The 19,026-nt window shown below is 63.6% G+C and carries 16 protein-coding genes and 1 tRNA gene; 1 reads left to right on the top strand and 16 read right to left on the bottom strand.

Annotated features, from left to right (window positions below; all coding sequences use genetic code 11):
- Positions 1 to 60: 60 nt before the first annotated feature.
- From AC1PLA_RS13125 to thrS, 15 genes are all read right to left on the bottom strand, one after another.
- Positions 61 to 1,149: an acyltransferase family protein gene (locus AC1PLA_RS13125; RefSeq protein WP_481104707.1), complete on the bottom strand. Its 1,089-nt coding sequence runs from the start codon at positions 1,147 to 1,149 to the stop codon at positions 61 to 63.
- A gap of 13 nt (positions 1,150 to 1,162) precedes the next feature.
- Complete coding sequence (locus tag AC1PLA_RS13130; protein WP_481104708.1) at positions 1,163 to 2,254, bottom strand: acyltransferase family protein; 1,092 nt, start codon at positions 2,252 to 2,254, stop codon at positions 1,163 to 1,165.
- The gene (locus AC1PLA_RS13135) at positions 2,251 to 3,537 is read right to left on the bottom strand and encodes a polysaccharide biosynthesis protein GumE (protein WP_161961477.1); all 1,287 of its coding nucleotides are present in this window, start codon (positions 3,535 to 3,537) and stop codon (positions 2,251 to 2,253) included. The genes AC1PLA_RS13130 and AC1PLA_RS13135 overlap by 4 nt, the downstream gene beginning before the upstream one ends.
- A 94-nt stretch (positions 3,538 to 3,631) precedes the next feature.
- Complete coding sequence (locus AC1PLA_RS13140) at positions 3,632 to 5,086, bottom strand: undecaprenyl-phosphate glucose phosphotransferase (protein WP_481104709.1); 1,455 nt, start codon at positions 5,084 to 5,086, stop codon at positions 3,632 to 3,634.
- A 243-nt stretch (positions 5,087 to 5,329) separates the two neighbouring features.
- Entirely contained in the window at positions 5,330 to 6,769 is a 1,440-nt protein-coding gene (locus AC1PLA_RS13145) for a GumC family protein (protein ID WP_026064516.1), read from the bottom strand.
- A complete protein-coding gene (locus AC1PLA_RS13150) occupies positions 6,751 to 7,449 on the bottom strand; it encodes a polysaccharide biosynthesis/export family protein (RefSeq protein WP_016903310.1) in 699 nt (232 codons plus the stop codon). Before AC1PLA_RS13150 ends, AC1PLA_RS13145 begins: the two co-directional genes overlap by 19 nt.
- Before the next feature lie 473 nt (positions 7,450 to 7,922).
- Positions 7,923 to 7,999 (bottom strand) — tRNA-Pro (locus AC1PLA_RS13155).
- A gap of 60 nt (positions 8,000 to 8,059) precedes the next feature.
- Positions 8,060 to 8,416 (bottom strand): MerR family transcriptional regulator, encoded by a 357-nt coding sequence (locus tag AC1PLA_RS13160; RefSeq protein WP_005995911.1) that lies wholly within the window; start codon positions 8,414 to 8,416, stop codon positions 8,060 to 8,062.
- Entirely contained in the window at positions 8,397 to 8,696 is a 300-nt protein-coding gene (locus AC1PLA_RS13165) for an integration host factor subunit alpha (protein ID WP_002811076.1), read from the bottom strand. The genes AC1PLA_RS13160 and AC1PLA_RS13165 overlap by 20 nt, the downstream gene beginning before the upstream one ends.
- 21 nt (positions 8,697 to 8,717) lie before the next feature.
- Positions 8,718 to 11,096: a phenylalanine--tRNA ligase subunit beta gene (gene pheT, locus AC1PLA_RS13170; protein WP_481104710.1), complete on the bottom strand. Its 2,379-nt coding sequence runs from the start codon at positions 11,094 to 11,096 to the stop codon at positions 8,718 to 8,720.
- 115 nt (positions 11,097 to 11,211) lie between these two features.
- The gene (pheS, locus tag AC1PLA_RS13175) at positions 11,212 to 12,207 is read right to left on the bottom strand and encodes a phenylalanine--tRNA ligase subunit alpha (RefSeq protein WP_481104711.1); all 996 of its coding nucleotides are present in this window, start codon (positions 12,205 to 12,207) and stop codon (positions 11,212 to 11,214) included.
- 262 nt (positions 12,208 to 12,469) lie between these two features.
- Entirely contained in the window at positions 12,470 to 12,829 is a 360-nt protein-coding gene (gene rplT / locus AC1PLA_RS13180; protein WP_016903313.1) for a 50S ribosomal protein L20, read from the bottom strand.
- Between the two features lie 10 nt (positions 12,830 to 12,839).
- The gene (gene rpmI, locus AC1PLA_RS13185) at positions 12,840 to 13,037 is read right to left on the bottom strand and encodes a 50S ribosomal protein L35 (RefSeq protein ID WP_002811096.1); all 198 of its coding nucleotides are present in this window, start codon (positions 13,035 to 13,037) and stop codon (positions 12,840 to 12,842) included.
- Positions 13,038 to 13,277: 240 nt separating this feature from the next.
- Positions 13,278 to 13,820: a translation initiation factor IF-3 gene (infC, locus tag AC1PLA_RS13190; RefSeq protein ID WP_080639730.1), complete on the bottom strand. Its 543-nt coding sequence runs from the start codon at positions 13,818 to 13,820 to the stop codon at positions 13,278 to 13,280.
- 48 nt (positions 13,821 to 13,868) lie between these two features.
- Positions 13,869 to 15,773 (bottom strand): threonine--tRNA ligase, encoded by a 1,905-nt coding sequence (gene thrS / locus AC1PLA_RS13195; RefSeq protein WP_039815152.1) that lies wholly within the window; start codon positions 15,771 to 15,773, stop codon positions 13,869 to 13,871.
- Between the two features lie 325 nt (positions 15,774 to 16,098).
- Here thrS and AC1PLA_RS13200 point away from each other — a divergent pair, with 325 nt between their 5' ends.
- Entirely contained in the window at positions 16,099 to 17,220 is a 1,122-nt protein-coding gene (locus AC1PLA_RS13200) for a LacI family DNA-binding transcriptional regulator (RefSeq protein ID WP_481104712.1), read from the top strand.
- A gap of 144 nt (positions 17,221 to 17,364) precedes the next feature.
- Here the strand turns inward: AC1PLA_RS13200 and AC1PLA_RS13205 are convergent, their stop codons facing one another.
- Positions 17,365 to 19,023, bottom strand: a complete 1,659-nt coding sequence (locus tag AC1PLA_RS13205; protein WP_481104713.1) for an alpha-amylase family glycosyl hydrolase — start codon at positions 19,021 to 19,023, stop codon at positions 17,365 to 17,367.
- Positions 19,024 to 19,026 lie beyond the last annotated feature (3 nt).

Below are 19,026 nucleotides of genomic sequence, written 5' to 3' on the forward strand. Positions count from 1 at the left end.
ATCTCCTGTGCCAGCGACGCAGACACATCTGCATGCTCGGCTGATCATTCTGGAAGCTCGTCATTTACGTTTCAATCCCAACATCCACGGCGCAACGCGCACCAGCACCGCGCGCATCGGCACACTGACAGCGACAGCAAACGCGCTCAGGCCCATCGCCCAGGCCGGTGTGCCGATCAGGCTGCGAGCGATCACACCCGTTCGTGCCACCACGCTGGTGAGCACCAGGAACACCAATGTGTGCGTGCACAGGATCAGCAAGGTATTGCCACCGATCCACTGCAGCCAACGCCACTGTCGAACGAAATACGCCACGCACAAGGTCATTGCAGTGCCCAGCAGGCTGACCAGCAGGAATACCGCAGCGGAATGCCCGAACTGCAGATTGTTCACATCCACTTGCCCGTTCCATCCGGCCAGCCACCACCACGCTGCTGCCAGCACCGGCAGTGCCAATGCCCATGCCGAGGCGCCAAGCGCGCGAAGTGCATCGGCGTAGCGCGAAAGCCATCCGCCCACGGCGATGAAGAACAGCGCGACAGGCAATACATCCAGCGCCAACGGTAGCCGCAGGTGCAACGACGGAAACCAGCCCGCCCATGCCAAGGCGAACAACAGGCTTGCTGCCGCCAGGGCCGCCGTCGTCAGGCGCGTGCGCAAGGCGATGTAGGCAAGCGTGGTGACGAACAAGGCAGGCAGGAACCACAACGCCGGAAGCACGTACAGGCGCGTGCCGTTGGCCCAGAACAGGCCGACAAACGGATCCCACCACGGCAGCACATGCGATGGATGCGCCGCGCGGCTGGTCACTCCCATCAGCAGCCAGCAGGCGTAGGCCACCAGGAAAAACGCGACATAGGGAACCAGCAACGTGCGCGCCAACTTCGCAATCGTCGCCACCGTCATTGCGCGGTGGCCGAAGCGCTCGCCGACCCAGCCGGACAGCACGAAAAACAGCGGCACATGAAAACTGTAGGCGAACAACTTGTAGGCGGCCGGCATGCCGTTGGCATGCCCCAGCACCACCAGGACGATCGCCAGCGCCTTTGCTGCATCGATCTGCCAATCGCGGGTCAATGCAGGTGCTGGCGCGGCCTTTGCACCCAGGCCGTCGTGCCCGGCCGCGTTGGAATACGGTGCGGTGGTCATGGCGCAGCGCCGCTCATGCCGCCACCGGGCGGGCACCCAGGGTCCACGGCGCAAAACGCATCAGCAACCAGCGCAGCGGCACGCACGCCAGCAGCGCAAACACCGTCACAAACACTGCCCAGCCCAGACCCGGGCGCGAGGTAGCGAATCCGCCGGCCAGCGCCGCCACACCGGAGAGCACGAAGAACACCAGCATATGGGTGCACAGGATCAGCAAGGTATTGCGGCCGATCCACTGTATCCAGGCCCAGCCCTGCACCAACCGTGCGGCACAGATCACCATCAGCGAGCCGAGTACTGCGCTGACCACAAATCCGGCGTGGTTGCGGCCGAACTCCAGCATGTTGACGTCGATGCGGCCGTTACGATCGGCCAGCCAGGCCACCGGCAACGCCAGCAGCACCGTCACCAGCGCGCTGACCGGCAAGGAGCTCGGCAGACGTGCGGAGACGTGGATCAGCAAGGCGCCCAGCGCGTAGAAGCATAGCGACACCGGTAGAACGTCCAGGCCGAAAAAAAGTCGTACCTGCTGGCCCGGAAACCAGCGCATCCAGCACCAGGCCAGGATCAACGACGCCACCGCGATCACCACCGGCGACAGCCAGCGCCGCAGTACTACATAGCTCAGCACCGTCACCAGCATCACCGGCAGGAACCACAGCGGAGGCTGCACATACAGATCCGGGCCGATGCCGGTGAACATCGCCACGATCGGCTCCCACCACGGATGGCTGCCCCAGCGCGCCGCCTTCTCGCCGATATTGCGCGTCAGCAACCAGTACGCGTAGCCGAGCAGATAAAACGTCCCATACGGCAGCAACAGGCTGCGTGCCTGCTTGCTGATGGTCTGCGGCAAGCCGGTGGTCCGCGACGCATAGCCCGCCGCCAGCCAGCCGGACACCATGAAAAACAGCGGCACATGAAAGCTGTAGGCAAACAACGTCATCGCATGCGGCACGCCCTTGGCGTGGCAGAACACCACCAACAGAATCGCCAGGGCCTTGGTGGCATCGATGCGCGGGTCGCGGCTGCGCCCGCCGATGGCAACGTACGCGCCGACGACCGGTGTGACCGGCTGCGGTGCTTGCGTTGCCGCCACACTCATCGCGTGCCTCCCGCGGGCAGTGGCAATCGCGCATCCTCGTCAGCCGGATCCTGTCTAGGCAGCTGCGTAGCACTGGCAGCAGACCAGGTCGGCCGCATGTGCCACAGGCAGCCGCACACGAACCACCACAATGCCGACGTCTTGATCGAGAAGTAGCCGTTGGACACCAGCAAGCTCAGCGCGAACGCAAAGATCGCCAGGTTCTTGAACAACTGCCCTTCCTTGCTCGGCATCAACAACAGGAACGAATACGACAGCAGGAAGGCGAGCACGCCGACGATCGACTGCGATGCGATGAAGTAGGCAATGCCGCTGTCGAAGTAACGGTACGCCTGCGCAAAATCCAGGCCCATCCACGAGTTGAAGGACAGGTTGTTCATCGAATTGACGGTGAAGAAGATCCGGCCCATCGTGTTGTCCTGATAGGCCGTGATCCCGGTGATCCACACCAGCAACCACGCCGTCATGATCACGAGCAGAAAGACCAGGAACGCCAGCCGTTGATCCAGGCGTTTCAATAGCGGCGACAGCAGCACCATCAGCACGCAGGTGCCCGCCGCAAGTCGGCCGTCGGAGGCCACGACCATGAAACCGATCAAACCGACCGACAGGATCAGCATCGAGGGCCGCATCCAGCGCCAGAACACCAGCACTATCGCGGTAAAGAAGCAGATGTAATTACCCATCGTCACCGGCTCGATGAACATCGAGGAGGCGCGGGGAAGATTGGAGCCCGGCAGGAAGTTACGCTCGCCCGGTCGCGTGGCGCTGACGAACAGGTTGCTGTCTTCGTTCCAGAACCCCTCCGCGCTCATGCCGCGCGCGTTGACGAAGAAGCTCTTCGGGTTGACCAGATCGCCATAGGCGCTGGGCATCGCCAGTTCGAAGGCCGCAACCAACGACACGATGATGGTCATGCGCACGAACAGCTTGGGCACCGACCCGGTGTAAGCCGAACCAAGCACCACGAACGCAAACACCACCAGCGCGTCGCGGAAGAACTTCGGGTCGATCTGCCAGTTCACCAGGAAGCGCACGAACATCAAGGTGACGATCAGCCCCAGGCCGCTGATGATCAATGCAATGCGCTTGCGGCTCATCGAGCCCAGGCCGAGCAGGAAACACGCGGCGTAGACCATGAACTCGACTGCGTAGGTGATCACCGGACGTACGGTGAACACGTTCGCGTTGATCAGCGCCAGCACCAGGTTGTAACCGACGCCGACCAGCAGCGTCAGCTCGATCAGCAGGTTGTGCCAGCGAACGCGGGCCTCGTCGCTCATTCGGATCAGCATGCAGACGCCTGCTTGAGAGGGGCGGCTGCGATGCAGCCGCCCGCGGCGCTCGGCGCGCCAGGTCGCACACTCCCCGCCATCATCAGTACGCGGTCTTCTGTCCGAGCACACGCACTGCGGTCAGCACGATGATGCGGATATCCAGCCACAGCGACCAGCGACGGATGTAGTCCAGGTCGTACTGGATGCGCTTCTTCATCGTGCGCAGTTCCGGGGTTTCGCCACGGAATCCATTGACCTGCGCCCAACCGGTGATGCCCGGCTTGACGTAATGGCGCTGCATGTAGTGATTGATCAGCTTTTCGTAATGGGTGTTGTGCTGCGCAGCGTGCGGGCGCGGCCCCACGATCGACATGCTGCCACCGAGCACGTTGAAGATCTGCGGCAACTCGTCCAGGCTGCTGCGGCGCAGGAACGCACCGAAACGGGTGATACGGGTGTCGTTCTTGGTCGCCTGCTGGATGGTGGTGCCATGGTCGTCATGCACACGCATCGAGCGGAACTTGAACATGTAGAACTCGCGCCCACCCAGGCCATGGCGACGCTGGCGGAAGAACACCGGACCCGGCGAACTCATCTTCACACCGACAGCAATCGCAGCCATCAGCGGCCACAGGCCCATCAGCGCGATCACCGCCAGGATCTTGTCCTGTAGCGCCTTGGCGACCACGAAGTAGTTGTCGCGGTCCACACCGCCCTGGCGCAGGTTGATCACCGGCACGTTGCCGATCTGCTCGCCGGACTGGTTCAACAGACCGAAGTCGAACAGGTCCGGCACCAGCTTCACGTTGATCGGATAGCGATCCAGGCGCTGCAGCAACTGCTTGATGTGGTCACGTTCGCCCAGCGGCAGCGAGATCCACACCTGCTCGACCTGGTTGTCCTTCAGGTACTCGATCAGCGCGTCCGGATCGCCCAGGCACGGCAGCGACTGACGCTGCTCGGTCACGGCGATGTCGTACGGCGTGCGGAAGTAGCCGACCAGGTTCATGCCGACCCAGGGATTGCGGCTAAGGTAGTGATTGATCTTCATCACCGGGTGACGCAGACCCACCACCACCACCCGCTGCACATCTACACCCTGGGTGCGCAGGTGATTCAGGAAGCCGCGCAGCACCGTGCGGGCCGCCACCAGCGATGCCAGGCCACCGACGAACCACAGACCGATCCAGCCGCGCGAGACCTGCTCGCCAACCTGCACGATCAGCGCATGCACCGCGAACAGCGCAAACACGCCGCCGAATGCACCGCCGAGCACCATCAGCTCGCTCAACAGCCCGCGACCGCGCCAGCTGCGATACAGCGGGAACAGCGCAAAGCAGATCACCGAGTACAACAGCGTGGTGGCAATGGCCACCCGATACGGTGCCGCAGGCACCCAGGAGCCGAAGAAGATGCGATAGGCGATCAGCCCGGAGACCACGACCATGGTGAGGTCGAAGACGCGCAGGACCAAATCGGCTGCAGCCGAATACTTGGACAACAATCGCGGCGAGGATGTGGTGTAAGTCGCGCTACTCAAGTCTGCCAAAAGCATGGGGATGTCCTCCAAACTCGGTACGGCGCATGCGGGGGAACATACGAAACGCACGCGAGCTTTCAATCATCTCCGTCGAACGATCACCGCGGTAATACCTACCGACCCCAGATCGCACGACAGCCCTTTGTTTCAACAGAGACAAACTTTCAAACGAAGGAGCCCGAAACATACGGGATCCAACCTTTTCCACGCTGAATCAGTTGTCACTTCAATTAACCATCGTTGTGCAACACGACGATGTCAGTCCAACCGCGTCTGCGCTGCCGTGCCACGCAGGAAGTAGCGCACAAGTGCCACAGCCACGCCCAGGAATACGCCAAAGATGAAGCCCAAAGCGAGGTTCAATTTGAGTTTCGGCGAAGTCTTAGACGTAGGCACGTCTGCGGTATCGATGATGGTCACGTTGTTGGCGCCGACGTTGCTCGCCACACCGATCTCCTTGTAGCGCTGCAGGAGCGCATCGTAGAGCTGGCGGTTGGTATCGACGTCGCGCTTGAGCATGTTGTAGCGGATGCTGCGGCTCTGCAGATCGAGCTCATCATTACGCAATCCGGCGATGCGCTGGTTGAGCAACTGCTCCTGATGCACCGACGCGTCGTAGGTCGCCTTCAGCGACTGGCGGATGTTGAGGACCTCGCCATTGATCTGGCGACGCGACTCTTCGATCTGCGCCTTCAGGCGCTGCATTTCCGGATAGTCCGGCTTGAAGGTCGACAGCTTCTGCTGATATTCGGTGTTCAAGCGGATCTGCTCGCCGCGCAGGCTCTGGATCAGCGGGTTGCTCAGCACCTGCGGCAGCGACATCGCGTCACCGCTGCTGACCTGACGCCAGGCTGCCTCGGCCTTGATGCGGGTGTCCTGCGCCGATGCCAGCATCGCATTGAGGTCGCTGAGGTTCTGCGCCGGAAGCGATGGCTTGTCGTCGCCCACCGACACAATCTGCTCGTCGGTGGAATAGGAGACCAGATTCTTCTCCGAGTCCTCCACCTTGTCGCGCAACTGCTCCAGGCGCTCGGCCAGGAACTTGGTCGCGAACGAGGACGCCTTGATGCGGCGTTCCTGCGTACTGACGATGAAGACCTTGGTGTAGGTGTTGGCGATCTTGGCAGCCAGTACCGGGTCCGGCGAATCGTAGTTGACGTAGACCAGGCGCGAATTGAGGATCGGCTCGACCACCAGCCCGGCCAGCAGCGTATCGGTCAGGCTGCGCTCGATGATGGCCTGGCGCGAGTCGACCGACTTGCCGGCTTCCGGATTCTTGGCAGCAGCCTTTTCCAGTGCTTCGTCGACCTGCTGCTTGAACGCCGGTTCCTGATCGAGCTTGGCTTCGCGGATCACCGCACGGGCCAGCGAGCGGCTCTGCAGCAGCTGGTACTGGGTCTGATAGAAATCGCGATCCTGCGGCGATTCCACCGGCATCAGATTGTCGACATTCACCACGTTGAGCGAGTCGCGCTCGATCTGCAGCGTGCTGGTGGCGCGGTACTTTTCCGGCATCAGCAGGGTGACGCCAAACGCCAGCGCCACTGCCGCGACGGTGATCAGAATGATCAACCAGCGCTGCGACACCAGAGCGCGCCAGTAGTCGAGCAAGCCCACGTCGGCCAGCTCGAGATGCCCATGACGATGAGACGGGGAAGAACGATTGTCTGAATTCATACTCATCGGTAAGCGCGCCACACCATCACAAGGGGGGTCAGTTCCAGCATGGTGCGCAGCCAGACGCGTGCGTCCGAGCGGTACACCACAACGATGTCGCCGCCGTAGATCTCAGGGTCCGGGTTGGCCCCCTTCTCGATCTGGGTCAGATCGAATCTGGCGATCATCTTTTGACCGTTGACGGTGCGAAACACGATGACGTTGCCGCGGCTGGCCACCGTGCTGACGCCCTTGGCCTGCGCGATGGCCTGCTGCAGGGTCAGGTTGGCGCCGATCACCGGGTAGATGCCGGGCTCGTCGACCGCACCGGTCACCGTGACCCGGCGACCATTGGATTCCTGCACGAACACCGACACCTGCGGCTGCTGCAGATACCCGGCGGCGTAGCGTTCTGCCACCAGCTTTTCAAGCTCGCCGACACCCAGGCCGGCTGCCTTGACGTCGCCGATCAACGGCAGCGAGATGTGGCCGTTCTGATCGATGCGGACCTGCCGCTCCAGATCGTCGACCTGGAACACCTTGAACAACAGCAAGTCGCCTGGGGCGAGTCGATACTCCGGTTGCACTGCAGACATCGCGAGCGGATCCGGAAGCGGCAGGGAATCCGCCATCTTCGGACCGGTGCTGCATGCGCCCAGTGCCATCGAGCAGATCAACGCCAGGCTGAGGCCTTGGCAAAATCGTCCGATCAGTTTTTTCATGCGTGTGGCTGGCTGCCTCGGTTGGGTGGGACAGGACCTCGCGCAGCATTCAACCGGCCAACACGCCAGCAAGAACGTACGACAGAGAAATTCATCCCAAGACGCTCGGGATCACGACAGGTGTGACGTGTTGCAGTGCACTATGGCATAGAACCAACGCATCGCAAGACGCTGCTCGCCATTTTTTTGACGGCGTTGGACTATTGATTCAAGTTCGTCGTTGCGGCGTTAACAAAACGTGATCCAGTTACTAATCCAGCGCTAATGATCTGGAGCATTTTCGGATACTTAGCAGCGTTCCGTGATCCAGGTCCATAGCGGGCGGAACCGCAGACAACCGGGCTCGGCCGGTCGTTTCATGCTGCTCTGCAATATGCCGATGGACATATCGTGTCACCCGCATGACAGGCCAGGAATTGCATGTTGCGGCGCAACAAAAAAGCCCATGTCCGTGAGGACATGGGCTCCGTGTTTGGTCGGGGTAGCCGGATTCGAACCGACGACCACTAGTCCCCCAGACTAGTGCGCTACCAGGCTGCGCTATACCCCGAAGATGTTGCATCCGCCACGAGGGCGGCCTGCGATTATAGCGGCTTTGTGAAGCGTTTTCCTAGCGGCGCAGCAGCTGCAGAACCTCTTCCAGCTCCATGCGCACCTGTTTGATGATCTGGTTGCTCAGTGCCGACTCGCTCTTGGCGCCGTCGCCCTCCAGGCGCAGGCGTGCACCGCCGATGGTATAGCCCTGCTCGTACAGCAGGCCGCGGATCTGGCGCACCATCAGCACGTCGTGGCGCTGGTAGTAGCGCCGGTTGCCGCGCCGCTTGACCGGTTCCAGGCTCGGAAACTCGGTTTCCCAGTAGCGCAGCACATGCGGCTTGACGTCGCACAGCTCGCTGACTTCGCCGATGGTGAAGTAGCGCTTGGCCGGGATTGGCGGTAGTTCGCGATTACTGCCCGGATCCAGCATAAGCCTCCACCCGCTCCTTGAGCTTCTGGCCCGGACGGAAGGTCACCACCGTGCGCGCCGAGATCGGAATTTCCTCACCGGTCTTGGGATTGCGACCGGGCCGTTGATTCTTGCGCCGCAGATCGAAGTTGCCGAAACCGGACAGCTTCACCTGACGGCCCTGCTCCAGCGCATCGCGCAGCACATCGAAGAACGCGTCGACAAATTCCTTTGCCTCGCGCTTGTTCAGACCGACCTCGTCGAACAGACGTTCGGCCATCTCCGCTTTCGTCAATGCCATGCCAATCCCCTGGTTACCGCCTCAACTCCGGATCCGGGCGCGGTGCTCGCGCTCGATCACGGCCACCACATCGGCAACGACTGCATCGACGTCCCGGTCGGTGAGAGTGCGCGAGTTATCCTGCAAAATCAAGCCCATAGCCAGACTCTTGAAACCTGGCTCGACCCCCTGCCCGACGTAGCGGTCGAACAGCTGCACCTCGCGCAACAACGGCCCGACGGTGGTGCGCACGCTGCGCGACAGCGCCGCCCAGCTCACCTCTTCCGGCACCAGGAAGGCCAGATCGCGACGCACCGAGGGGAACCGCGACAGCTCGCCGGCACGCGGCAGCGCACGCTTGACCAACGCCGTCAGTTGCAGCTCGAAGGCGATCACATCCACGTCGATGTCCAATGCCTTGGCCAGGCGCGGATGCACCTGCCCGATCCAGCCGATGCACACGCCATCGCGATGGATGTCGGCCGAGCGCCCCGGATGCCCGAAGGGTTGGGCAGAGGGCTGGAATTCCAGCACCGCGCCACTGGCCGCAGCCAGCGCCATCAGGTCGCCCTTAAGATCGTGGAAGTCCACCTTGCGCGCGGGCTCGCCCCACTGCAGCGCCAGGGCATCGCCACACACGGCCGCGGCAACATGCTGCGACTCCTGCGGGGCAGCGCCGGCGTCGGACGCAGCCGTGAACACCTTGCCGAGCTCGAACACGCGCACGCGCCCGGCCTGGCGCGCGGCATTGCGGCCCAGCGTCGCCACCAGGCCCGGCAACAGGCGCGGACGCATGATCGCCAGCTCGGCGCTGAGCGGATTGGCCAACGGCACCAGGCCGTCGGTCAGCTGCCAGCGCTCCAGCAAGGTGGCGTCGACGAAGGCGTAATTGATGGTTTCCTGCAGCTCGCGCGCCACCAGCTGGCGCCGCACGCTGAGCTCATCGAGCTGGGTTTCGCTCGGCATCGCAATCCGGCTTGCCCCGCCCGGCAGCGTGGTCGGCACGCGGTCGTACCCGTGGATACGCGCCAGTTCCTCGATCAGATCCTCTTCGATGGCGATATCGAAGCGACGGCTCGGTGCCATCACCTGCCAGCCTTCGGCAACCGCCTCGAGCTGCATGCCGAGCGCACTCAAAATGCGCACGACCTCGGCATCGTCAATCTGGATACCGAGCACGCGCGCAATCCGCGCACGCCGCAGCAGGATGCGCGCCGGCTGCGGCAGATGCTCCGGCAATTGCGCATGCACCACCGGGCCCGGCGTACCACCGGCCAGTTCCAGCACCAGCCGCGTCGCCACTTCGATCGCTTGCGGGGGCAATGCCGGATCCACACCACGCTCGAAGCGATGACCAGCATCGGTATGCAGACCGAACTTGCGGCCACGCCCCATGATCGCGGCCGGATCGAAGTACGCCGACTCCAGGAACACGTTGCGCGTGGTCTCGGTGACGCGGGTATCCAGGCCGCCCATCAGGCCGGCCAATGCGACCGGGCGGTCGGCATCGGTGATGGTCAGGAAGCTGTCGTCCAGCGTGACCTGACGCCCGTCCAGCAATGCCAGCTGCTCGCCGCTACGCGAATGGCGCACGCCGATCGGGCCTTGCAGGGTGTCCAGATCGAACGCATGCATCGGCTGGCCAAGTTCCAGCATCACGTACTGGGTGATATCCACCAGCAGCGAGACCGGACGCACACCGCTGCGACGCAGCCGCTCGGCTAGCCACACCGGTGTTTTTGCGGCCGGGTCGATGCCTTCGATCACCCGTCCGCAATAGCGCGGCGCAGCGTTGCCGGCATGCAATTCCACCGCCAGCGTGCGCGTGGACACCGGCGCCACTGCACCTGCTTCAAAAGCCACCACTTCGCTGGCGCATGCGGCCGCCACATCGAAGGCGATGCCGCGCACGCTGAAGCAGTCGGCGCGATTGGGCGTCAGCTTGATCTCGATGCTGGCATCGGGCAGGCCCAAATACTCGGCCAGCGCCTGACCCACCGGCGCATCGTCGGGCAGCTCGAACAGGCCGGATGCATCGCTGTCCAGCCCGAGCTCCTTGGCCGAGCACAGCATGCCGTTGGACGCCACCCCGCGCAGCTTGGCCGCGGTGATGGTCAGCGCGCCGATCTGCGCGCCGACCAGCGCCAACGGTGCCACCAGACCGGCACGCGCATTGGGCGCGCCACACACGATCTGCAGCAACTCGCCCTGCCCTGCGTCGACACTGCAGACCTGCAGACGATCGGCTTCCGGATGACGCACCGCCTCGACGATACGCGCCACCACCACCTGCCCCAGCGCCTCGCCCAATGGCGTGACCTCTTCGACCTCCAGACCGATCGCCGTCAGCGTCGCAGCAAGCTCGTCGCGGCTCGCCTGGATGGGAACGTGGCTGCGCAGCCAATTTTCAGAGAATTTCATGAGGAGCCGGGATTGGGGATTCGGGATTGGGGATTAGCTAAAACGCGTCGACGGGGTCTGGGGCGGACCGGGGCGCCGTTGCGAATCCCCAATCCCGAATCCCCAATTCCCGCCGTCAGGCGAACTGCCTGAGAAAACGCACATCGTTTTCGAAGAATGCGCGCAGGTCGTTGACGCCGTAGCGCAGCATCGCAAAGCGCTCCACGCCCAGGCCGAACGCGAAGCCGGTATAGCACTCCGGATCGATGCCAACGCTGCGCAGCACGTTCGGGTGCACCATGCCGCAGCCGAGTACTTCCAGCCAGCGCGTGCTGCCGTCGGGCTGCTGCCAGGCGATATCCACTTCCGCGCCCGGTTCCACGAACGGGAAATAGCTGGGGCGGAAGCGCATTTCGAAATCGCGCTCGAAGAACGCCCGTACGAACTCGGACAAGGTGCCCTTGAGATCGGCGAAGTTGGAGTGCTCGTCGACCAGCAGGCCTTCGACCTGATGGAACATCGGCGAATGGGTCTGGTCCGAATCGGAGCGGTACACCTTGCCGGCCGCGATCATGCGCAGCGGCGGTTTGTGCGCATCCATGTAGCGCACCTGCACGCCGGAGGTATGCGTGCGCAACAGGCGGCCATCGCCGAAATAGAACGTGTCGTGCATCGCGCGCGCCGGATGGTGCGGCGGAAAGTTCAGGGCTTCGAAGTTGTGCCAGTCGTCCTCGATCTCCGGACCATCGGACAACTCATAGCCCAGGCGCGCAAAGATCTCGACGATGCGCTCGAGCGTGCGCGTGACCGGGTGCAGTCCACCGCGTTCGCTGCGGCGCCCCGGCAAGGTGACATCGATCCGCTCCCCGGCCAGACGTGCGTCCAGCGCGGCGTTTTCCAGCGTGTGCTTGCGCTCGGACAACGCTGCGGTCAGCGCATCGCGCGACAGGTTGATCGCTTCGCCAGCGGCTTTTCGCTGATCGGCCGGCAGCGTGCCGAGCTGCTTGAGCTGGGCGGTGATGCTGCCGCTCTTGCCCAGCAATGCGACGCGCAAGGCTTCCAGTTGGTCCGGCGTCTGCGCAGCGGCGACATCGGCCAGCGCACGCTCGGTCAGGGATTGAATCTCACTCATTGCACTCGCGCCTCAACTGCGTCAACCGAACGGTGTTTCCGGATGCACCGGAACGCATTGCCACTCAAATCTGGTCTTGCCCGGCATCCAGTCAGCAATGCCGGCCATCTAAAAACGCAAAAGGGGAAGGACTCGCGCCCTTCCCCCTGCATATCTGCTTGCCCTCGCCGAAAGCCTGCACACGAATGTGCAAGCTCCCTCGAGAAACTACCCCTCCAAAAGTCCGCACATGGATGTGCGGGCTCTTGCGAGGGACTCGCACCTATGCCGCCAGCGCGCCCTTGGCCTTCTCAGCCAGCGCGGCAAAGCCGGCGGCATCGTGCACGGCGATATCGGCCAGCACCTTGCGGTCCAGGGTGATACCCGCCTTCAGCAGGCCGTTCATGAAACGGCTGTAGCTCAGGCCATTGATGCGGGCAGCCGCGTTGATGCGGGTGATCCACAACGAACGGAAGACGCGCTTCTTCTGCTTGCGGCCGATGTAGGCGTACTGCTGCGCCTTGATGACCGCCTGCTTGGCGACGCGGAAAACCTTGCGACGGGCATTGTAGTAGCCCTTCGCCAGGGTCAGAATTTTCTTGTGGCGGCGGCGCGCCTGCACACCACGCTTTACTCGTGCCATGGTTCAGTCCTCAGAGATAGGGAAGCATACGATCGAGACGGCCTGCATCCTCGGCGCGGACGTGGTTCGTCTGCCGCAGGTTGCGCTTCCGCTTGGTCGCTTTCTTCGTGAGGATATGGCTACGGTTTGCGTGGCCGCACTTGTACTTGCCGGAGGCGGTCTTGCGGAAACGCTTGGCCGCCGCCCGGTTGGTCTTGATCTTGGGCATTGCAATGTCCTTGATGGTGTTTTGTCACTGACCCGGGCGGCAGTCTTGCGACCACGCTTTCCATCCATGCCCTTGCCTGCTTGTAAGTCCTTGATCGAACACGATCCGGACAGGTCCTGTACCGCTTGCGCGGCGCCCCGGCAAAACCGGGCCGCGCAGTATGCCCGTTACCGGGAATTCTTGCAAATGAATGCTGTCGCCGGCCGGACGGACCCCGGCGGGGCCCGTCTCAGCGCGGGATCAGATCTTCTTCTTCGGCGCGATCATCATGACCATCTGGCGCCCTTCCAGGCGCGGGCGCGACTCGATGACGATGTCTTCGCCCAAGTCGGCCTCGATCCGGGACGCCATTTCGCGCCCCAGCTCCTGGTGGCTCATTTCACGGCCACGGAAGCGGATGTTGACCTTGACCTTGTCGCCCTCTTCCAGGAAGCGGCGCATGTTGCGCAGCTTGATCTGGTAGTCGCCCTCGTCGGTGACCGGACGGAACTTGAGTTCCTTGATCTCGACCTGCTTGGTCTTCTTCTTGGCCTCGTTGGCCTTTTTCTGCTGCTCGAACTTGAACTTGCCGAAATCCATGATCTTGCAGACCGGCGGATCGGCCTGCGGCTGGATTTCGACCAGATCCAGGCCTTCTTCCTCGGCCTTGGCGAGCGCTTCGTCGCGCGACAACACGCCGACCATCTCACCGTCACTGCCGATCACGCGGACGCGCGGCACACGGATTTCTTGGTTCTTGCGGTTCTGTTTGTTGTCAGGGGTACTGATATTGCAATCTCCCAGGGGAATCGAACCGGCGCATCCGGATCATCCAGACCGGCCGGGGTTGGCTCACGCTGCCTGCTCTGCCTGCAGACGTTCGATGAAGGCCGAGACCGTCATGGTCCCGAGGTCCTCTCCCGAACGTGTCCGCACGGCGACGGCGCCGTTTTCCTTCTCGCGGTCACCGACGACGAGGAGATAAGGCACGCGTTGCAGCGTATGCTCGCGAATCTTATATCCGATCTTCTCGTTACGCAAATCGGCGTTCACACGGAAGCCTTGATTTGCAAGGGTTTTCCGAACCGAGTCGACGTAGTCTGCCTGGGCATCGGTGATATTTGCGACAACGACCTGGACCGGGGCGAGCCAAGCGGGGAAGGCGCCGGCGTGGTGTTCGATCAAAATGCCGATGAAACGCTCCATCGAGCCGACGATCGCCCGGTGCAGCATGACCGGATGCTTCTTCTGGCTGTGCTCGTCCACGTACTCGGCGCCGAGGCGGCCCGGCATCATGAAATCGACCTGCATGGTGCCCAGCTGCCAGGTGCGGCCGATCGCGTCCTTGAGGTGGTACTCGATCTTGGGGCCGTAAAAGGCGCCCTCGCCCGGCAGCTCCTGCCACTCCACCCCACACACGCCCAGCGCGCTGCGCAGCGCGGCTTCGGCCTTGTCCCAGGTGACGTCGTCGCCCAGGCGCTTTTCCGGACGCAGCGCGATCTTGATCTCGATGTCGTCGAAGCCGAACGCGGTGTAGACCGCCAGTGCCTGCTGATGGAAGGCGGTGACTTCGGCTTCGATCTGCGATTCCAGGCAGAACACGTGGCCGTCGTCCTGGGTGAAGCCGCGCACGCGCAGGATGCCGTGCAGCGCGCCCGAGGGCTCGTTGCGGTGGCAGGCGCCGAACTCGCCGTAGCGGATCGGCAGGTCGCGGTAGCTGTGCAGGCCCTGATTGAACACCTGCACGTGGCCCGGGCAGTTCATCGGCTTGACCGCATAGGTGCGCTTCTCCGACTCGGTGAAGAACATCGCGTCCTGGTAGTTGTCCCAGTGGCCGGATTTCTGCCACAGCGACACGTCCAGGATCTGCGGGCAGCGCACTTCGCCGTAGCCGCTGTCGCGATAGACCTTGCGCATGTACTGCTCGACCACCTGCCACAGCGACCAGCCCTTGGGATGCCAAAACACCAGGCCGGGCGCCTCTTCCTGCAGATGGAACAGGTCCTGCTGCTTGCCGATACGGCGATGGTCGCGCTTGTCGGCTTCTTCCATGCGCAGGATGTAGGCGTCCAGCTGCTTCTTGTCGGCCCAGGCGGTGCCGTAGATGCGCTGCAGCTGCTCGTTCTTGGCGTCGCCGCGCCAGTAGGCGCCGGAAATACGGGTCAGTTTGAAGGCCTTGAGGAAGCGCGTGTTGGGCACGTGCGGGCCGCGGCACATGTCCACGTATTCCTGGTGGTAGTACAGGCCCATCGCGGTGATGTCGTCAGACATGTCCTCGATCAGGCGCAGCTTGTACTCCTCGCCGCGCTGGGCGAACACCTCGATCACCTCGGCGCGCGGGGTGACCTTCTTGATCACGTCGTAGTCCTGCGCGATCAATTCCTGCATGCGCTGCTCGATCGCGGCCATGTCGTCCGGCGTGAACGGGCGTTCGCTGTAGATGTCGTAGTAGAAGCCTTCGGCGATGACCGGGCCGATCACCATCTTGACCTCCGGGTACAGCTGCTTGACCGCATGCCCGACCAGATGCGCACAGGAGTGGCGGATGATCTCCACGCCTTCGGCGTCCTTGGCGGTGATGATGCGCAGGCTGGCATCGTGGTCGATGACGTCGCTGGCATCGACCAGCTGGCCGTCGACCTGGCCGGCGATGGTGGCCTTGGCCAGGCCGGCGCCGATCGACTGGGCGACCTGCATCACCGAGACGGGGGATTCGAATTCGCGGCGGCTGCCGTCGGGGAGCGTGATGTTGATCATGGGCAAGAATGAGGTCTGTGCTGGCTGCAGCGCGGCGGCTGCAAGGGAGATCTGCCCGTTGCGGGACAGGCTCGGATAAGGGTATGGCGAGAGGTGGGGCAGAACGAACGCCGTGCGGGCGCCCTGCGGACTGGCGCGGCCGGAATCAGCGGTGGGCGGTGGTAGTGCTCATGTCGCACGCTGGGCCGGCGCGGGGCGCGGGCCACCTTCTCGCAAGGGGTCTTGGAAGCGAATGGTAAACCAATCAGCCCGGTGTTGCGCATGCCGGCACGGGGCCGGCGGGCGCGTGGCATGATGCCGGCCACCTGTGCTGCCAGTGCCGACCATGACCATCAAGGGTAAAGCCACCTCGCTGGATATCGCCTACCTGGCCGGCGTGTCGCAGCCGACCGTGTCGCGCGCACTGCGCGGCAGCCCGATGGTCAACGAGGAAACCCGCAAGCGCATCCTGCGCATCGCCAAGGAATTGAACTACAAGGTCGACAAGAACGCCTCGTCGCTGCGGCTGCGCAATGCCGGCACGCTGGCCCTGCTGTTCTTCGAAGACCCCACCGCCGACGATTCGCTGATCAACCCGTTCTTCCATTCGATGCTGGGCTCGATCACCCGCGCCTGCGCGCTGCAGGGTTACGACCTGCTGGTGTCGTTCCAGCAGCTGTCCAAGGACTGGCAGGCCGATTACGAAGACAGCAACAAGGCCGACGGCATCATCCTGCTCGGCTACGGCGATTATCAGCAGTCGCGCCAGCGGCTGCAGTTGCTGGTCGAACAAGGTACCCACTTCGTGCGCTGGGGCGCGGCGCTGCCGGGGCAGCCGGGCATTTCGATCGGCAGCGACAATTACCAGGGCGGGCTGGATATCACCGAGCATCTGCTGGCGCAGGGCTGTCGCCGCATCGCCTTTCTCGGCCACGCATCCAACCACTATCCCGAGTTCGAAGAGCGCTACCGCGGCTACGTGGCTGCGCTGAATCAGCAGGGTTTGGTGGCCGATCGCGCGCTGCAGTTCGACGCGATCACCACCGAGTCGTCCGGCCATGCCGCGTGCCTGGCGCTGCTCGACAGCGGCAAGGCATTCGATGCGGTGTGTGCGGCCAGCGACCTGATTGCGATCGGCGCCATGCGCGCCTTGCGCGAGCGCGGCCTGCGGGTGCCGCAGGATGTGGCGGTGAGCGGCTTCGACGATATCGCATTGGCGGCGTCGGTGGCGCCGGCGCTGTCGACGGTGCAGCAGGACACCAAGCAGGCCGGCACGCTCCTGGTGGAAAGCCTGGTGGCGCTGATCCGCGGCGAAGCGGCGCAGAGCCGCACGATTCCGGTGAGGCTGGCGCTACGTGATTCCTCGCGCAGCAGTGGGCTGCAGCCACCGCTGGGCTGGAGACCGTCCGGCGCGGAGACCGGCGAGGCGGTGCTTGGCCGGGCCGCTGATGGGGCTGTCAGGCGTTGAGTTGGGAATCGGGAATCGGGAATCGGGAATCGTTGGAGCATGCGCGACAGGCTGCGAATCGGCTGCGGCCATTGATGCCTCGTAGGAGCGCACCCGGGCGCGACGGGGCGTTCCCGGTAATGCCCGTCGCGCCCGGGTGCGCTCCTACTTGTTGCGGGCGTCGCGCGCGGCTTGCTCGGCCATCTGCGCGTCGAGCTGCCTGCGCAAGGCCGGGTCGGTGATCGGCGCGTCCGACAGCAGCACCCGCACCCCATGCGCGGGCACCGGCGCCAGCAGCCGACGCTGCACCGGCACCCGCTCGCCACTCATCGCGTCGCGCCAGGTGCCGGGCTGCAGAAAACGCGTCACCTCGATGTTCGCCGCCGCATCGCCCTTGTTGAGCAGCACCAACGCCGTCTGGCTGGTGCCCGCATGCTGATAGACCCGCAAAAACGCCGCGTGATCCCCGCGTAGCAGCACATCCACCTGCACGCCGCGCTGCAATGCCGGGGTATCGCGACGCAGCCGCGCGATCTGCTGCAATGGGCCGAAGATCGGGCTGTGCGGTGCAGCGCGGATGCGCTCGGCACCGAAGTAATTGCGGTTGCCTGCATGTTCGGCACGCCCGCGCATGAAGCCGGTCTCCGAGCCGTAATAGATCACCGGGATGCCGCGCGCGGTAAACAGCCAGTTGTGCGCGTCGATGAAGCCGGTGTCGCTGGCATCCAGGCGCGCCATGTCGTGGTTATCGTAGAAGCTCATCAGCTCGTACGGGTTGGCATACGGCCCCTGACGTAGAAACAGCGGCGCGGCAAGCTTCTCGAACCCGGCCTGCTCATGCCCGAAGACAGCGGACAGCTGCTGCTTCAACGGGAAATCCAGCACGCTGACGCCGGCATTGCGCGCCCAGGTATGCCCGGCAATCTTGTTGGCGTCGTAATCGAAGGCTTCGCCGAACATGAAGAACCCCGGACGTTTTTCGCGGATGCGCGCAACGAAGGCATGCCAGAAGCGGTCGGGCATCCAGCCGATGGTGTCGATACGGAATGCGTCGGCGCCCTGCTCCATCCACTGCAGATACGCGCCGGCCAGATAATCGAGCACTGCAGGATTGTTTTCGTTGAGATCGGACAGCTCGGCCAGGCCGCCGCCGGTGTTGTAGAACGCGTGCAGCGGAATGCGCTGCGGATCCAGCTGCGCCGGTGGCAGATTCTGGTGATCGGCGACCAGGCGGCCATCGGCGTCGTACAGCTTGCCGAAGCCCGGCTGCGCCACCGGCATGCTATAGGCCGGCGAGCCGTGATTGCCCACGATATCCAGCACCACCTTCAAGCGGTTGGCATGCATGGCGCGGGTGAAGCCGGCAAAGTCCAGGCCCGGGCTGGGCAGATGCTCGTCGAGCTTGTAGAAGTTCACGCCCCAGTAGCCGTGATAGCCGGTCTTGCCGTGGTCGCTGAGCGTGCTGCCGCAGCTGATCGGCTTGCCGCCGGTGAAGGCCTCATCCGGATTGTCGACGATCGGCGTGATCCATACCGCGCCAAAGCCCATGTCGCGGATGTAGTCGGCATGTTCGACGATGCCCTTGAAGTCGCCCCCCAGGTAACCGATGTTGTCGCCGACTCCATCTGCGCAAGGCGTCGGCACATCGAACGTGCGATGCGCACCGCCCTGGTCGCGCTGGTCGTTGCCGGGGTCGCCATTGACGAAACGGTCGGTCACCACGAAATACACCGCGTCGGCAGCGAACGGCTCCAGCGTGCCGTAGTAATGGCCGGGTGCAGCCGCCGCGCTCGCCGCTCCTGCAGATACGATCAATCCAGCCATCAT

The organism is Xanthomonas sp. NCPPB 1826 (assembly GCF_056725285.1).

What these genes read in the sequence shown, in the direction of transcription:
- AC1PLA_RS13125 (WP_481104707.1), bottom strand. Translation starts at nt 1,149, where the DNA reads ATGACCACCGCACCGTATTCCAACGCGGCCGGGCACGACGGCCTGGGT.
- AC1PLA_RS13205 (WP_481104713.1), bottom strand. Translation starts at nt 19,023, where the DNA reads ATGGCTGGATTGATCGTATCTGCAGGAGCGGCGAGCGCGGCGGCTGCA.
- pheT (WP_481104710.1), bottom strand. Translation starts at nt 11,096, where the DNA reads ATGAAATTCTCTGAAAATTGGCTGCGCAGCCACGTTCCCATCCAGGCG.
- AC1PLA_RS13200 (WP_481104712.1), top strand. Translation starts at nt 16,099, where the DNA reads ATGACCATCAAGGGTAAAGCCACCTCGCTGGATATCGCCTACCTGGCC.
- AC1PLA_RS13135 (WP_161961477.1), bottom strand. Translation starts at nt 3,537, where the DNA reads ATGAGCGACGAGGCCCGCGTTCGCTGGCACAACCTGCTGATCGAGCTG.
- AC1PLA_RS13165 (WP_002811076.1), bottom strand. Translation starts at nt 8,696, where the DNA reads ATGGCATTGACGAAAGCGGAGATGGCCGAACGTCTGTTCGACGAGGTC.
- AC1PLA_RS13160 (WP_005995911.1), bottom strand. Translation starts at nt 8,416, where the DNA reads ATGCTGGATCCGGGCAGTAATCGCGAACTACCGCCAATCCCGGCCAAG.
- AC1PLA_RS13130 (WP_481104708.1), bottom strand. Translation starts at nt 2,254, where the DNA reads ATGAGTGTGGCGGCAACGCAAGCACCGCAGCCGGTCACACCGGTCGTC.
- pheS (WP_481104711.1), bottom strand. Translation starts at nt 12,207, where the DNA reads ATGAGTGAGATTCAATCCCTGACCGAGCGTGCGCTGGCCGATGTCGCC.
- AC1PLA_RS13150 (WP_016903310.1), bottom strand. Translation starts at nt 7,449, where the DNA reads ATGAAAAAACTGATCGGACGATTTTGCCAAGGCCTCAGCCTGGCGTTG.
- rplT (WP_016903313.1), bottom strand. Translation starts at nt 12,829, where the DNA reads ATGGCACGAGTAAAGCGTGGTGTGCAGGCGCGCCGCCGCCACAAGAAA.
- AC1PLA_RS13140 (WP_481104709.1), bottom strand. Translation starts at nt 5,086, where the DNA reads ATGCTTTTGGCAGACTTGAGTAGCGCGACTTACACCACATCCTCGCCG.
- rpmI (WP_002811096.1), bottom strand. Translation starts at nt 13,037, where the DNA reads ATGCCCAAGATCAAGACCAACCGGGCGGCGGCCAAGCGTTTCCGCAAG.
- thrS (WP_039815152.1), bottom strand. Translation starts at nt 15,773, where the DNA reads ATGATCAACATCACGCTCCCCGACGGCAGCCGCCGCGAATTCGAATCC.